The organism is Micrococcus sp. PSi08 (assembly GCF_054960655.1).
In genome coordinates this window covers 37,049-51,129 of sequence record NZ_JBHNYP010000003.1, presented here as the reverse complement: position 1 = coordinate 51,129, position 14,081 = coordinate 37,049, and the positions used below count along the sequence as shown (strand labels likewise).

At 74.5% G+C, this 14,081-nt stretch carries 10 protein-coding genes; all 10 read left to right on the top strand.

The features are described 5' to 3' along the window. Positions 1-17 precede the first annotated feature (17 nt). The 10 genes from ACFI33_RS01650 to ACFI33_RS01605 all read left to right on the top strand — a co-directional run bounded on the left by ACFI33_RS01650 (position 18) and on the right by ACFI33_RS01605 (position 14,052). On the top strand, positions 18-788 hold the full coding sequence (locus ACFI33_RS01650) for a hypothetical protein (protein ID WP_462623686.1): 771 nt from the start codon (positions 18-20) through the stop codon (positions 786-788). Further along, positions 785-2,980, top strand: a complete 2,196-nt coding sequence (locus ACFI33_RS01645) for a glycosyltransferase (protein ID WP_144786199.1) — start codon at positions 785-787, stop codon at positions 2,978-2,980. The genes ACFI33_RS01650 and ACFI33_RS01645 overlap by 4 nt, the downstream gene beginning before the upstream one ends. 93 nt (positions 2,981-3,073) lie before the next feature. Next, a complete protein-coding gene (wecC, locus tag ACFI33_RS01640) occupies positions 3,074-4,330 on the top strand; it encodes a UDP-N-acetyl-D-mannosamine dehydrogenase (RefSeq protein WP_129866819.1) in 1,257 nt (418 codons plus the stop codon). 49 nt (positions 4,331-4,379) lie between these two features. Continuing rightward, complete coding sequence (locus tag ACFI33_RS01635) at positions 4,380-6,185, top strand: glycosyltransferase family 4 protein (RefSeq protein ID WP_129866820.1); 1,806 nt, start codon at positions 4,380-4,382, stop codon at positions 6,183-6,185. 112 nt (positions 6,186-6,297) lie between these two features. Next, positions 6,298-7,608 (top strand): nucleotide sugar dehydrogenase, encoded by a 1,311-nt coding sequence (locus ACFI33_RS01630; RefSeq protein ID WP_049158734.1) that lies wholly within the window; start codon positions 6,298-6,300, stop codon positions 7,606-7,608. Further along, positions 7,605-8,228, top strand: coding sequence for an acyltransferase (locus ACFI33_RS01625; protein ID WP_462623685.1), 624 nt, complete (start codon positions 7,605-7,607; stop codon positions 8,226-8,228). The genes ACFI33_RS01630 and ACFI33_RS01625 overlap by 4 nt, the downstream gene beginning before the upstream one ends. Continuing rightward, the gene (locus ACFI33_RS01620; protein ID WP_129866822.1) at positions 8,221-9,324 is read left to right on the top strand and encodes a DegT/DnrJ/EryC1/StrS family aminotransferase; all 1,104 of its coding nucleotides are present in this window, start codon (positions 8,221-8,223) and stop codon (positions 9,322-9,324) included. The genes ACFI33_RS01625 and ACFI33_RS01620 overlap by 8 nt, the downstream gene beginning before the upstream one ends. Next, positions 9,321-10,307 carry a Gfo/Idh/MocA family protein gene (locus tag ACFI33_RS01615; RefSeq protein WP_010078937.1) on the top strand — a complete coding sequence of 329 codons (987 nt, stop codon included), beginning with the start codon at positions 9,321-9,323 and terminating at the stop codon, positions 10,305-10,307. Before ACFI33_RS01620 ends, ACFI33_RS01615 begins: the two co-directional genes overlap by 4 nt. After that, on the top strand, positions 10,304-11,923 hold the full coding sequence (locus ACFI33_RS01610; RefSeq protein ID WP_462623684.1) for a glycosyltransferase family 4 protein: 1,620 nt from the start codon (positions 10,304-10,306) through the stop codon (positions 11,921-11,923). Before ACFI33_RS01615 ends, ACFI33_RS01610 begins: the two co-directional genes overlap by 4 nt. Continuing rightward, complete coding sequence (locus ACFI33_RS01605) at positions 11,920-14,052, top strand: glycosyltransferase family protein (RefSeq protein ID WP_144786202.1); 2,133 nt, start codon at positions 11,920-11,922, stop codon at positions 14,050-14,052. Before ACFI33_RS01610 ends, ACFI33_RS01605 begins: the two co-directional genes overlap by 4 nt. The last annotated feature ends 29 nt before the right edge of the window (positions 14,053-14,081 follow it).

Here is a 14,081-nt window from a genome sequence, read left to right as displayed (position 1 = left end):
ACCGAGGAACGGTTCTGATGCCAGCTGGGAAGTCCATCCGTCGGGTCGCGCGCGCGGGCGCTCGCCTGCTGCCGCCCGAACAGCGCCGTCGGGTGCGCCGCACCGGCGGCGCGCTGCTGCGCAGGCTGCCGCCGCAGCTGGCCGAGGAGGTCCGCGGCGTGTTCGGCATCCGCTGGGGCGCCCCTCCGGCGCACGCCCGGCCGGTTGACGCCCTGGGCCTGGCGGGCGGGCAGGCCCGTGCCCGCCCCGGCAATGCCTCCCTCACCGGCCGCGGTGCCGCCGCCGTCGGCGCCGATCCGGAGGCCGCGGCCCGTCTCGAGCGGGCCCTGGGCCTGGCCGACACGTCCCGCACCGAGCAGGGCGGGCGGGCCGTCGGCGTCGTCGCAGCCCCGGACGTGCGCGCGGCCCTCGCGACCGCCGGGCACCGCGTCGTGCCGCTCGTGCCGGGCACCGCGGGCGCGGTGGCCGAACGCGTGGAGGCCGTCGTCGTGGACGTGGACGGCGTGGACGGACCGTGGGCCGGGGCCCTCGACGCCGCCGGCGCGGCCCTCTACCTCGAGCTGCGGGGTGCCGTGAGCGCGGCCGCCGCGCGCGGGGTCACCGTCTGGGTGCTCTCCCGGGGCCGTCACCGGCACCGGCTCGGGGCCCTCGCCCTGCTGCACGCCGAGGACGTCATCGTGGTCGAGGCCGGCGCGGGCCGGACGCCGTTGCACTTCACCGAGGACCCGGGCGACGCACCCCAGGGGATCGCCGATGTCCTCGCCGCCTGCCCGGAGGAGAGCGCATGAACACGCAGCACCCCGACCGCCTGACCGACGCCGCCGGCGTGCGCGTCCTGCTCTACGGCGACGTCGACCTGAACGTCATCGACGGCTCCGCCACGTGGCTGCCCTCGTTGGCGGAGACCCTCGCCCGCACGGGTGCGAGCGTGGACGTCCAGCTCAAGGCCGTCGAACGCCGGGACCTGCTCACCGCTCCGCTGCGCGCCCTGACGGGGGTGCGCGTGCTCCCCGCCGAGCCGGCGGCCGGGCAGGGGGGGATGACCCCCTCCCGTGCCGCGGATGTGCTGGCCCGCCGGGACGACGAGTCCCGGTACGACGTGGTGCTCGTGCGCGGCATCCACGCCTGCCTCGAGCTCGCCGACCGCGGTGCCTTCCCGGGGCGGCTGTGGTCCTACGTGACCGAGTACGGCTACGTGGAGGACGGCTTCCCGGCCGGGCGCGTCGAGGAGCTCGGCCGCATTGCCGCGGCGAGCCGTCTGATGCTGGCCCAGACGCCCCAGGCCCGCGCCGTGCTCGAGGCGATGGTCCCGGCCGCCGCCGGGCGCACCGAGCTGCTCTCGCCGATGGTGCCGGACGCGCTCGCTCCGGCCGAACGGGCCGAGGTGCCCGCCGACGGCCCGGTGCGTCTCGTGTACACGGGCAAGTTCGCCCACGACTGGCGCACCGACCTCATGCCGGACGTGCTGACCGCCCTCCATGAGGCCGGTGTCCCGGCCACGCTCACGATGGTGGGGGACAAGGTCCACCCCGAGCGGGACCGGCCCGGCTGGGCTGCGGCGATGCGCTCCCGCCTCGAGGCGGACCGGCCCGACTTCGAGTGGACCGGAGCGCTCTCCCGCGAGGAGTCCATGGCCCGCACCGCGGCCGCGGACGTCTCTCTGGGCTGGCGCGCCCCCGCCCTGGACCTCTCGCTCGAGATCTCCACGAAGGTGCTGGAAAGCTGCGCGGTCGGAGTGCCGCCGCTCCTGAACCGGACCGTGGCGCATGAGGAGCTGCTGGGGGCCGACTACCCCCTGTTCGTGGACGGGGTGAGGGACTCGGCCCGCGATGTGGCCGCCCGCATCGCGGCCGCCCGCCACGACCTGCCGACCCTCTCGCGACGCGTCGTCGAGGCCGCCGCCCCCTACCGCATGACCGCGCGCGCACGTGCCCTGACGCGCGTCATGGACCGGCTCGGTCTGCTCGACCGACGGCCCGCCCGCGGCGGGTCACGCACCCGCGTGGTCCTGGCCGGCCACGACCTGAAGTTCGCGGGCGAGCTCGTCGACCTGCTGCGGGACGACCCGGGCGTCGAGCTGCGCATCGACCACTGGCAGGGCCTGCACCGCCACGACGAGGCCGCCTCACGCCGCCTCGTCGAGTGGGCCGACGTCGTCGTGTGCGAGTGGGCGGGCCCCAACGCCGTCTGGTACGCCCGCCACAAGCGCCCCGGCCAGCGACTCGTGGTCCGCCTGCACATGTTCGAGCTGCGCGGCGGCTGGCTCTCCGCGCTCGAGACCGACGCCGTGGACCGCCTCGTGACCGTCTCCGATCTCTACCGGGACCTGGTGCGCGAGCACCTGCCCATCGACCCCGCGCGGGTCTCGGTGATCCCCAACGCCGTGTCCGTGGCCGACCTGGACCGTCCCGGCCTGCCCGGTCGCCGGTTCCGGCTCGGCCTCGTCGGCGTGGTGCCGCTGCGCAAGCGCCTGGACCGGGCCGTCGACCTGCTGGAGATCCTGCGCGCCCATGACGAACGGTTCACCCTGCACGTGCGCGGCCGCATGCCGTGGGAGTACCCGCACGAGTGGCGCAAACCCCTCCAGCGCGAGGGCTACCTCGACCTGTTCGCCCGCCTCGGCGCCGGTCCGCTGCGCGAGGCCGTCGCCTTCGAGCCCTTCGGGGCGGACATGGGCTCGTGGCTGACGAAGATCGGCTGGGTGCTCTCGCCGTCCACCACCGAGAGCTTCCACCTCGCGCCCGCCGAGGGCATGGTCTCGGGCGCGGTCCCGCTCGTCTGGGACCGGCCCGGCGCGAGGGGCGTGTTCGGCGAGGAGTTCGTGCTCGACGACACCGACGCCGCGGCGCGGCGGGTGCTGGAGGCGACCGCCGACGACGCGCGGTGGGACGCGCTCTCGGCCCTGGCCCGGGACCGGGTGCGCTCGTACGACGAGCGCGTCGTGGCCAGTCTGTGGCGCGAGGCGCTCGGGCTGAACTGAAGCAGGCCGGGCGTCGGCGGTAGGGTGGGACGCGTTCGCCCCCGCCCGCCGGTGCCGGGGCCGTCGTGGACCATTCCCCATCGAGGAGACCCCGTGAAGAAGATCGAGACCGTCGCCGTCATCGGCCTGGGCTACATCGGCCTGCCGACCGCCGCCATCCTCGCCGAGAACGGCGTGAAGGTGCTCGGCGTGGACGTCTCGGACCGCACGGTGGACGCCGTGAACGCGGGCACGGTGCCCTTCGTGGAGCCGGACCTGGCCGGGTTCGTCGCGCGCGGCGTCGAGAAGGGCCTGCTCAGCGCCTCGACGACGACGCCGGCCGCGGACGCCTACATCGTCGCCGTGCCGACCCCGTTCAAGGACGGGCACTCCCCGGACCTGGGCTACATCGAGGCCGCGGCCCGCGGCCTGGCCCCGCAGCTGACCGGTGACGAGCTCGTCATCCTCGAGTCCACCTCGCCTCCCGGCGCCACCGAGCACATGGCCGAGGTGATCTTCGCCGAGCGTCCGGAGCTGCGCGAGTCCGAGCTGGACTTCGCCCACTGCCCCGAGCGGGTGCTCCCGGGCCGCGTGATGGTCGAGCTCGTGACCAACGACCGGATCGTCGGCGGCTCGACCCGGCGTGCGGCCGAGCGGGCCCGCGACCTCTACCGCACGTTCTGCGAGGGCGAGATCCTGCTGACGGACACCCGCACCGCGGAGATGGCCAAGCTCGTGGAGAACTCCTTCCGCGACGTCAACATCGCCTTCGCCAACGAGCTGTCCGTGATCTGCGCCGAGCAGGGCATCGACGTGTGGGAGCTCATCGAGCTCGCCAACCACCATCCCCGCGTGAACATCCTGCAGCCGGGCCCCGGGGTGGGCGGCCACTGCATCGCCGTGGACCCGTGGTTCATCGTGGACGCCGCCCCGCAGACCGCCCGGCTGATCCGCACGGCCCGGGAAATCAACGATGGCAAGCCCCAGTGGGTCATCGACCAGGTCAAGGCCGCGGCCTTCGACGTCCAGCAGGAGACCGGCCGGGCGCCCGTCATCGCCGCCCTCGGGCTGGCCTTCAAGCCGAACATCGACGACCTGCGCGAATCCCCGGCCCTGAACATCGCGGCCGAGCTGGCGGGCCAGTTCTCCGGGTCCGACGTGCTCGTCGTCGAGCCGCACGTGACGGAGCTGCCGGCCGCGCTGCAGGGCAAGGACAACGTGCGCCTGGTCGCGGTCGACGAGGCCCTCGAGGCCGCCGACATCGTGGTGCTGCTGGTGGACCACTCCGCCTTCGCCGACCTCGGCGACCGCGTGGCCGACAAGCGCGTGATCGACACGCGCGGCCAGTGGCGCACCGACCCGTCCCTCTGACCCGACGCGGCCCGCGCCCCGCCCGCCCCGCCGACAGGAGCCTGCACCGATGACCGCACGCGAGCGCCCCGCGTCATCCCGCCGCCCGCTGCTGCGGTCCCTGGCCCTGACCGCCCAGACCGTCCGCGAGCACGTGACGGACGATCCGGTGCTGCTGGCCCTGCAGGTCTCCCGTCGGCTGCCGCCCGCGCTGGCGGGCGGGGCGGCCGACATCCTCACCCGCGTGGGCCGGAACGGTGTCGTGCCCGCACTCGGCCACGAGATGCGGGGCGAGCGCGCGGCGGCCCTGGCCGCCCTCGGCGTGGACGAGGCCGGCCGGCCCGTCCGCGCGTCCCGTCCGAGGGCGGGGAACGTCCGCGGGCTGGTCCACCGGGCCGACGCAGCCCTCGGCATGGGCCGGCCCGACGTCGCCGAGACGCTGCTCGGCAGCGTGCCGGAGGAGCATCGCGGCGCGGCGTGGACGGCCGCCGCCGCACGCCTGGCGGCCCACCGCGGAGACCTGGGCGGCGCAGCCGCGCTCGCCGCGCGGCATCCCCGCAACCGTCATCTCGCCCGCCGCATGGCGGGGGAGCGGGACGCGTTCCGCGGCGTCGCCCCGACCGTGCCGACCGAGCCCGGCTACCGCCCGGTCCCGGGGCGGGTGCTGCACGTGCTGACCAACTCCCTGCCCCACACCGGCTCGGGGTACGCCCAGCGCAGCCACGCGATCCTCACCTCCCTGCGGGACGAGGGCTTCGATGCCGCCGCCGTGACGCGGCCGGGCTACCCCGTGCAGATCGGCGTGCCCTGGGCGGCACAGCGGGATGTCGTGGACGGGATTCGCTACGCCCGGCTGCTGCCGGCGCGGCTCGCCCAGGGCCAGGCCGCCCGCATCCAGCAGCACGCCGAGCTGCTGGCCGCGCACGTGCGTCGACACCGTCCTGCCCTGCTGCACACCACCACGCACTTCGTGAACGCGCTCGCGGTCGAGGCCGTGGCGCGGGCCTTCGGGATCCCGTGGGTGTACGAGGTCCGCGGGCAGCTCGCGGACACATGGGCGGCGGTGCGCGGTCCCGAGGCCCTGGCCTCGGAACGGTACCGGCTCTTCCAGGAGCGGGAGGCCGAGGCCGCCCGCCGCGCCGACGGGGTCGTGACGCTCGGGGCGGGCATGCGCGACCGCCTGGTCGCGGCCGGGGTGGCCGAGGACGCCGTCGTGCTCTGCCCCAACGCCGTGGGCCCGGCCTTCGTCGCCGAGCGGGTGGACCGCGACGAGGCACGCGCCCGGCTGGGCTGGGACCTGCCGACCGACGCCTTCGTGGTGGGCACCGTCTCGAGCCTCGTGGACTACGAGGGCCTGGACATCCTGCTGCGTGCCGCCGCGCGGCTGGCCCCGCACCGTCCCGGGTTGCGCGTGCACATCGCCGGCGACGGCGTCGCCCGGCCCGGGCTGCAGGCCCTGGCCGCGGAGCTCGGCATCGCGGAGCTGTGCGCCTTCCCCGGGCGGGTCGACCGCGAGGACGCGCGCCTGCACCACGCCGCCCTGGACGTGTTCACGGTCCCGCGCCGGGACCTGCCCGTCACCCGCGCGGTGACGCCGATGAAGACCGTCGAAGCCTCGGCCACCGGCCGGCCCGTCGTCGCCTCGGACCTGCCGGCCCTGGCCGAGCTCGTCGAGGACGAGCGGACCGGCCTGCTCGTCCCCGCGGAGGATCCCGCAGCGCTGGCCGCCGCCCTCGACCGGCTCGCGGGGGACCCGGCCGAGCGGGCGCGCCTCGGCGCGGCCGGCCGGGAATGGGCCCTGCAGACGCGCACCTGGGAGGCCAACGCGCGCCGCTATCGGACGCTCTACGACCGGCTCGGCGTCCACCCGCGCTGATACAGTGACGCGGGCGCCGGGTCTCCCGCACTCTCGTGTTCCGGAGGCCTCCTCGACGCCCGCCCGACGCTCGCCGCGTGGGGCCCGTGCACGGAAGGAAGACTGGACCCGCATGAAGATCGCCGTCGTCGCCCTGGGCAAGATCGGCCTGCCGCTGGCCGTGCAGTTCGCGAGCAAGGGACACGAGGTGGTCGGCGTGGACGTCAACGCCACCGTCGTGGACCTCGTCAACGCGGGGACCGAGCCCTTCCCGGGCGAGGCCCACCTGCAGGAGAAGCTCTCCTCCACGGTGGCCGACGGCCGCCTGCGCGCCACCACCGACTACGGCGACGCCGTCCCGGGGGCCGACGCCGTCGTGCTCGTCGTGCCGCTCTTCGTGGACGACGAGGCCCGCCCCGACTTCGGCTGGATGGACGGCGCCACCACCGAGCTGGCGAAGCACCTGACACCGGGCACCCTCGTCTCCTACGAGACCACGCTGCCCGTGGGCACCACCCGCACCCGGTGGAAGCCGATGCTGGAGGAGGGCTCGGGCCTGACCGAGGGGGAGGACTTCCACCTCGTGTTCTCGCCGGAGCGCGTGCTCACCGGCCGCGTGTTCGAGGACCTTCGCCGCTACCCCAAGCTGATCGGCGGCCTGACCCCGGCCGGCGCCGAGCGCGCCCGCGAGTTCTACGAGGCCGTGCTGGACTTCGACGAGCGTCCTGACCTGTCCCGTCCCAACGGCGTATGGGACCTCGGCTCTGCGGAGGCCTCCGAGATGGCCAAGCTCGCCGAGACCACCTACCGCGACGTCAACATCGGCCTGGCGAACGAGTTCGCCCGCTACGCCGGCGCGAACGGCATCGACATCTACCGGGTGATCGAGGCCTCCAACTCGCAGCCGTACAGCCACATCCACCGCCCGGGCATCGCCGTGGGCGGCCACTGCATCCCGGTCTACCCGCGCCTGTACCTGTGGAACGACCCGGCCGCGGACATCGTCCGCACCGCGCGCGCCGTGAACGCCTCGATGCCGGACTTCGCCGTGGACCTGCTCGCCCAGGCGCACGGCGACCTCGCCGGTCAGCGCGTCGTCGTGCTGGGTGCCGCCTACCGCGGCGGCGTGAAGGAGACCGCGTTCTCCGGTGTGTTCGCCACCGTGGGCGCCCTGCGCACCCGCGGCGCCGAGGTCACCGTGGACGACCCGATGTACACGGACGAGGAGCTCACCGCGCTGGGCTTCACCCCGCACTCCGCCGGCGCCGAGGTCGACGCCGCGATCCTGCAGACGGACCACGCCGAGTACCGCGCTCTCACCCCGGCCGACCTGCCGGGCGTGCGCACCTTCGTGGACGGCCGCAACGTCACCGACGCCGACGCCTGGGCGGGCGTGACCCGTCGGGTCATCGGCCTGCCGCAGGACGCCGAGGCCGCCCGATGAGCGGGAACGTCTTCACCGCCGCCTCGGCCGACGTGGCCGAGGACGCCGTCCTCGGCGCCGGCACCAAGGTCTGGCACCTCGCGCAGGTCCGTGAGCAGGCCCGCCTCGGCGAGCGCTGCATCGTCGGCCGTGCGGCCTATATCGGCACCGGGGTGGAGCTCGGCGACGACTGCAAGGTCCAGAACCTCGCCCTCGTCTACGAGCCGGCTCGTCTGGGCCGCGGCGTGTTCATCGGACCGGGCGTCGTCCTGACCAACGACACCTACCCCCGCGCGGTCAACCCGGACCTGTCCCAGAAGTCCGGGGACGACTGGGACGCCGTGGGCGTGGACATCGGCGACGGCGCCGCGATCGGCGCGCGGTCCGTGTGTGTCGCGCCGATGCGCAGCGGCGCGTGGGCCCTGGTGGCGGCCGGCTCGGTGGTCACCCGCGACGTGCCGGACTTCGGCCTCGTGGCCGGGGTGCCCGCGAAGCGCATCGGCTGGGTCGGCCGGACAGGCCGCCGGCTGGCGGAGAAGGACGGCGTCTGGGTGTGCCCGGACACCGGGGAGACGTTCATCGAGCGGGACGGCGCGCTGCGCCCGGCCGGGCCCGCGCAGGAGGAGGAGAACCATGGCTGAGTTCATCCCGGCGGCGAAGCCGCTCATCGGCGACGAGGAGCGTGAGGCGGTGGACCGCGTCCTGCGCTCCGGCATGGTGGCGCAGGGCCCCGAGGTCGCGGCCTTCGAGGAGGAGTTCGGTGCCGCGATGGTGGACGGCCGGGCCTGCGTGGCCGTCAACTCCGGCACCTCCGGCCTGCACCTGGGCCTGCTGGCCGCGGGCATCGGCCCCGGCGACGAGGTCATCGTGCCCGCCTTCACCTTCGCGGCGACCGGCAACGCCGTCGCCCTCACGGGCGCGACCCCGGTCTTCGCGGACGTGGACCTGCAGACGTACACCCTCGACCCCCAGGACGTGCGCGCCAAGGTGACGGAGCGGACCGCCGCCGTCATGCCGGTGCACCTGTACGGCCACCCGGCCCGCATGGACGAGCTCGAGGCGATCTGCCGCGAGCACGGTCTCCAGCTGTTCGAGGATGCGGCGCAGGCGCACGGCGCCCGCTGGCAAGGGCGCCCCGTGGGCACCTTCGGGGCGTGGGGGATGTTCAGCCTCTACCCGACCAAGAACATGACCTCGGGTGAGGGCGGCATGGTCTCCGTGGGGGAGGAGGACGTCGCCCGTCGCCTGCGCCTGCTGCGCAACCAGGGCATGGAGGTCCAGTACCGCAATGAGCTCGTGGGCTTCAACAACCGCATGACGGACATCCACGCGGCCATCGGGCGGGTGCAGCTGACCAAGGTCGGCGCGTGGACGCGGCGCCGGCAGGAGATCGCCGCCCGCTTCGACGCCGAGCTGCGCGGGGTCACCGTGCCGACGGTGCTCGAGGGCGCCGAGCACGTGTACCACCAGTACACGGTCCGCCTGCCCGAGGAGCTGGCCGGGAAGCGGGCGGACGTGCTCGCCCGCCTGAAGGACGAGTTCGGGGTCGGCACGGGGGTCTACTATCCGGTGCCCACCAATGAGCTGCCCTCCTTCGGCATCGAGGCGGACCTGCCGAACACCCGCGTGGCCGCGTCCACCGTGTTCTCCATTCCGGTCCACCCGTCCCTGACGGACGCGGACGTCACGCGCGTGGTCGAGGCCGTCAACACCGTGGTGGCGGAGGCCGCCGCATGAGCGTGCTGCGCACCGGACTGATCGGCCTGGGCATGATGGGACGCCACCACGCCCGCGTGATGCGCTCCATCGAGGGCACCGAGCTGGTCGCCGTGGCCGACGCGATGGGTGATCCGCACGGCGTGGCGGGGGACCTGCCCCTCTACGACTCGGTCCAGGGGCTCATCGACCATGGCGTGGACGCGGTCATGTGCGCGGTCCCGACCGGCCTGCACGAAGAGGTCGGCCTGGCCCTGGCCGAGGCCGGCGTGCACGTGATGGTCGAGAAGCCCATCGCGCACAGCACCGAGGCCGGCACCCGCCTGGTCCGCGCCTTCGACGAGGCCGGCCTCGTCGGCGCCGTGGGCCACATCGAGCGGTTCAACCCCGCCCTCCAGGAGATGCGCCGCCGGATCCAGGCCGGTGAGCTGGGCCGGGTCCTGCAGATCACGACCGTGCGCCAGGGCGGCTTCCCCGCCCGCATCGCCGACGTCGGGGTCGTCAAGGACCTCGGCACGCACGACATCGACCTGACCGCGTGGCTGGCGGACAGCCCGTTCACGCGCGTGGCCGCGGAGACCATGACCCACTCCGGCCGCGAGCACGAGGACATGGTGGTCACCAGCGGCCGCCTCGAGTGCGGGGTCATCACGAGCCACGTCGTGAACTGGCTCTCGCCCGTGAAGATCCGCCAGACCGTCGTCACCGGCGAGCTCGGTGCGTTCGTGGCGGACACCGTGCACGCGGACCTGACCTTCCAGGCCAACGGATCGGTCCGCACCCGCTGGGACGCGGTGTCCGCGTTCCGTGGCGTCTCCGAGGGGGACGTCACCCGCCTGGCGATCGAGAAGCCCGAGCCGCTGCACACCGAACACGAGGCGTTCCGCGACGCGATCCTCGGCGTCCGGCAGGAGCACGTGTCCATGGCGGAGGGGCTCGACACGCTGCGCGTGGCCGAGGCGATGATCGCGTCGGCCCGCACGGGTGAGAGCGTCACGCTGTGAGCGCAGGGGACTGGCGACGCCGCGCCCGCCGGGCCGTGCGCGCGGCGGCCCGACGGGCGCGAGCCCTGCCCGAGCCCGGGCCTCGCGTGCTGCGCGCGGTGTTCGACACCCTCCCACAGGACTCGGACGCCGTGCGTCGGCTCCGGGCGGCGGCCGCCCCGCCCCGTCGGCGCCGCACGTCGCCGCCCCGCCCCGCCGCGCCCGCGGGCGCCCACGGCGACACCCTGGGCTATCGCGGCTACCTGCACCTCGCCGACGTCGGGGACACCTACACCGCGCAAGAGGCATCGACGCTGCTGCAGCTCGAGAACGCCGCGCTCAAGCGGCGCCTGTTCGCGGAGCCGGCGCCCCCGCTGCCGCCCACGGGCCACGAGGACGAGGACCTTGCCGCCGCGCCGAGGCGGGTCGCCGACCACCTCGCACGGGCGGACGCCGCCGACCAGCTCGGCGACGACGCGCCGCGACACCTGGTCGTGGTGGGCGTGTACCCCACCCTCGAGAACCCCTACGGCAACGGCTTCGTGCACCGCCGGGTCAAGTACTTCCAGGCCGCCGGCGTCCGCGTCGACGTCGCGGTGATCGATCGGTCCGCCGAACCCCGCTCCTACGAGTACGACGGCGTCCACGTGCTGGTGGGCCGGGGAGCGGAGGCCGCGGAGCTGCTGCGCACGCGGCACTACGAGTCCGTGGCGGCCCACTTCCTCGTCCGCTCCCTCTGGGAGCCGATCCAGGACGCGCTGGCGGGGCACCGCTTCTTCGCGTTCATGCACGGTTTCGAGTCGCGCCGGTGGATCCGGACCATGCGCAACCACCGGACCCAGGGGCAGGTGGACGACTCGATCGTCGACACCCTGGAACGCCAGCGCTTCTGGCGCGAGGTGCTCGACCACCCGCACGGCCCCGAGCGGTTCGTGTTCGTCTCCCGCTGGTGGAGCCGAGCGGCTCAGGAGGACATGGAGCTCGTCTTCCCGGCGCAACGCACGGCGATCGTGCACAACGTGATCGACACGGACCTGTTCCGCTTCGTGCCCAAGGACCCCGAGCAGCGCTTCCGTGTGCTGTGGGTCCGCTCCGCGGCGAACCTCAATTACGGCGCGGACCTCGCCGTGCGGGCCCTCGAGCGCCTGCGGGACACGCCCCTGTGGGACCGCATGCAGGTCACCGTGATCGGCGACGGCAAGCACTTCGGCCTCTTCGAGGAGGCCTTCGCGGACGACGCGAACGTCACGGTGGAGCGCCGCTTCGCCGTCCAGGAGGAGATCGCGGCCCTGCACCGGGAGCACGGCGTGTTCCTGGTGCCCACCCGACTCGACTCCCAGGGGGTCTCGCGGGACGAGGCGATGGCCTCCGGGCTCGTGCCCGTGACCAATGACGCCGGCGCCGTCCGGGAGTTCGTGGACAAGGACTGCGCGATGATCGCCGACGCCGAGGACGTGGCCGGGCTGGCCGACGGCCTGCGACGGCTGATGGAGGACCCGGACCTGTTCCTGCGGATGTCCCGGGCCGCGGCAGCCCGGGTCCGCGCCCAGACGTCGCCGGAGCACACCGTGGACCAGGAAATGGCGCTGATGGGTCTGGCGGCAGGCCCGGGCGGGCGAGGGGAGGAGAACGCATGAGCGCCGTGCTGCTGTTGACGGCCGGCACGGGCCCGGCGGAGGGTCTGCTGCTGCAGGACCTGCGAGATGGCGGCCACGTGGTCGACGTCCTCGACGTCGCCTCGCACGCTTGGCTGCGCCGGCGTCCCGGCCTTGCCCCGGCCCCGCTCTACCCGTGGACCGGCACCCACGCCCTGCGCGCTGCCGGCGCCCAGATCGCGCGCGAGATGCGCCGGGTCACGGCCGCGGGCGCCTACGACGCGATCCTCGCCTCCGGGCTCGGCGCCGCGGGCTTCGCCGCCCGGCATGTCGAGGAGGAGTTCATCCCCCTGCTCCGCCGCGGCGACCTGGACTTCTCGGCGGCCCGCAGGCACGCCGAGGAGGACTTCGCGGCCCTGACGCGGGCGGTCGACCGGCTGTTCCTCGAGGACGAATGGGAGTTCGACAAGGCCCTGTCGAAGGGGTCGTGGAGCGCCCACCTCCGCCATCCACGTCGAGCCCTGCCGCCCGAGTTGTTGCCTCCGCTGGCCGAAGAATTCGAGACGCCGAGCGTCGTCGTCCTCCACCCCGAACACGTCGACGCCGACCGCCTCGCGGCACAGATGGAGGCGCTCCAGACCGCGGTGGACACGGTGCCGGGCGCCTCGCTCCGCAGCCTCTCGGCCTCCGCCCTCTACCGCACCCGCGACCTCGTCGCGGGACGCGCGTTCGACGCGGTCGCGGCGACCCGGCTCGGCGGCGCCACGCACGTGGTCCTCGTGGGCTCGTCGCGCGACCACACGGCCGTCGGCGAACTCCTGGTCGGCGCCGGCGTCGCGGAACGGTTGGTGGTGGAGGACACCATCGGCTCGGGCGCGTGGGCCGCGGGCCATCCGGGCGTGCGGACGGGGCGGGGGCTGCGCCTCGTCACGGAGCTCGCCGCGGCCCTGCGCGGGGGGCCCGAGCCTCACTCCGCCGTCGACACCGTCGACGCCGGCACCACCGACCTGCTCGCCGCCTACCGCACGGCGATGACCGGTCTAGTGGACAGGACGTTCGAGGACCTCGCGGTGCTGCGGCACGACGGCCCGTTGGACGTGTTCTTCTCCACCTCGCCGCTCGAGGACCGCACCGACGGGGCCCGTCCCCAGCGGGTGCGCAACATGAACGACGCCCTCTCCGAGCCCGCCGCGGCGCTGCGGCTCTCCTCCGTCCCGGGCGTGTTCGACCGGCGGCTCCGGGTCCTGGACGATGCTCTCGCCGCCGGCCGTCCCCTCGGACTCCTCTACGGCGAGAACTCGACGTCGCCGATCCCGGTCGGCCGGGTGACCGCCGCCCTCGCGGACGTCATGGCCCGCTTCTCGGCCGGCGGCGGCACGAGCGTCTGGTTCGTTCGTGACCTGCACTGGCTGGACGAGATCGACGGGTACCTCGAGGACGCCGACGCGCGGCGCGACGTCCAGGAGCGTGGGCTCGCCGAGTTCGACGCGATGGCGGCGGCCGCGGATCGGCTGGCGGCTCCGTCTGCGGAGTCCGGGGCGGGCTTCGACGCCCTGCTGGCCCGCCATGGCCGCGGGCCCGTGGACTGGCTGCCGCTGCCGCCTGCCGTGTCTCCGGCGAACACCGTCCCCGCCGACGCCCCGGCGATCGGCGAGGAGGGCGTCACCCTGCTGTATGCCGGAGGCGTGGGCGGGATCTACGGTCTGGGCCAGTATCTCACCGCCGTCGGGACGCTCGACCCGCAGGTGCGACTCGACTTCGTCGTGCGCGCGGGGGAGCGTTCCGTGCTGGAGGACATGCTGGCCGAGCACGGCCTGGCGGACCGACCCGGGCTGCGGATCACCACGGTCCCGCTCGAGTGGTACGTCCCCGCGACGAAGACCGTGGTGGGCGTGGTGCTGCTGGGCGGCGAGTACGTCCGGTTCAGCTTCCCCTACAAGACCATGTCCCTGATCGAGCGCGGCTACCCCGTGCTCTGCTTCGCGGACATGGGGATCGCCGACTTCCTCGAGCGCAACCGCGTGGGGCTCGGTGTCGCGCGCTCCTCGGAGGCGATCCGCGCCGGCATCGACGCGCTCGTGCGGGACGGGGCGCCCGGCATGACCGACGCCCAGCGCACGCAGTCCTGGGCCGCCCGGGTGGCCACCGCCCGCGCAGCGGCCGAGGACTGAGTCCCGGCCCCACGGGGGGCGCCCGGCGG

Excerpts from the sequence above, each read along its gene's own strand:
- ACFI33_RS01650 (WP_462623686.1), top strand. The coding sequence starts at position 18 with ATGCCAGCTGGGAAGTCCATCCGTCGGGTCGCGCGCGCGGGCGCTCGC.
- ACFI33_RS01645 (WP_144786199.1), top strand. The coding sequence starts at position 785 with ATGAACACGCAGCACCCCGACCGCCTGACCGACGCCGCCGGCGTGCGC.
- ACFI33_RS01635 (WP_129866820.1), top strand. The coding sequence starts at position 4,380 with ATGACCGCACGCGAGCGCCCCGCGTCATCCCGCCGCCCGCTGCTGCGG.
- ACFI33_RS01630 (WP_049158734.1), top strand. The coding sequence starts at position 6,298 with ATGAAGATCGCCGTCGTCGCCCTGGGCAAGATCGGCCTGCCGCTGGCC.
- ACFI33_RS01625 (WP_462623685.1), top strand. The coding sequence starts at position 7,605 with ATGAGCGGGAACGTCTTCACCGCCGCCTCGGCCGACGTGGCCGAGGAC.
- ACFI33_RS01620 (WP_129866822.1), top strand. The coding sequence starts at position 8,221 with ATGGCTGAGTTCATCCCGGCGGCGAAGCCGCTCATCGGCGACGAGGAG.
- ACFI33_RS01615 (WP_010078937.1), top strand. The coding sequence starts at position 9,321 with ATGAGCGTGCTGCGCACCGGACTGATCGGCCTGGGCATGATGGGACGC.
- ACFI33_RS01605 (WP_144786202.1), top strand. The coding sequence starts at position 11,920 with ATGAGCGCCGTGCTGCTGTTGACGGCCGGCACGGGCCCGGCGGAGGGT.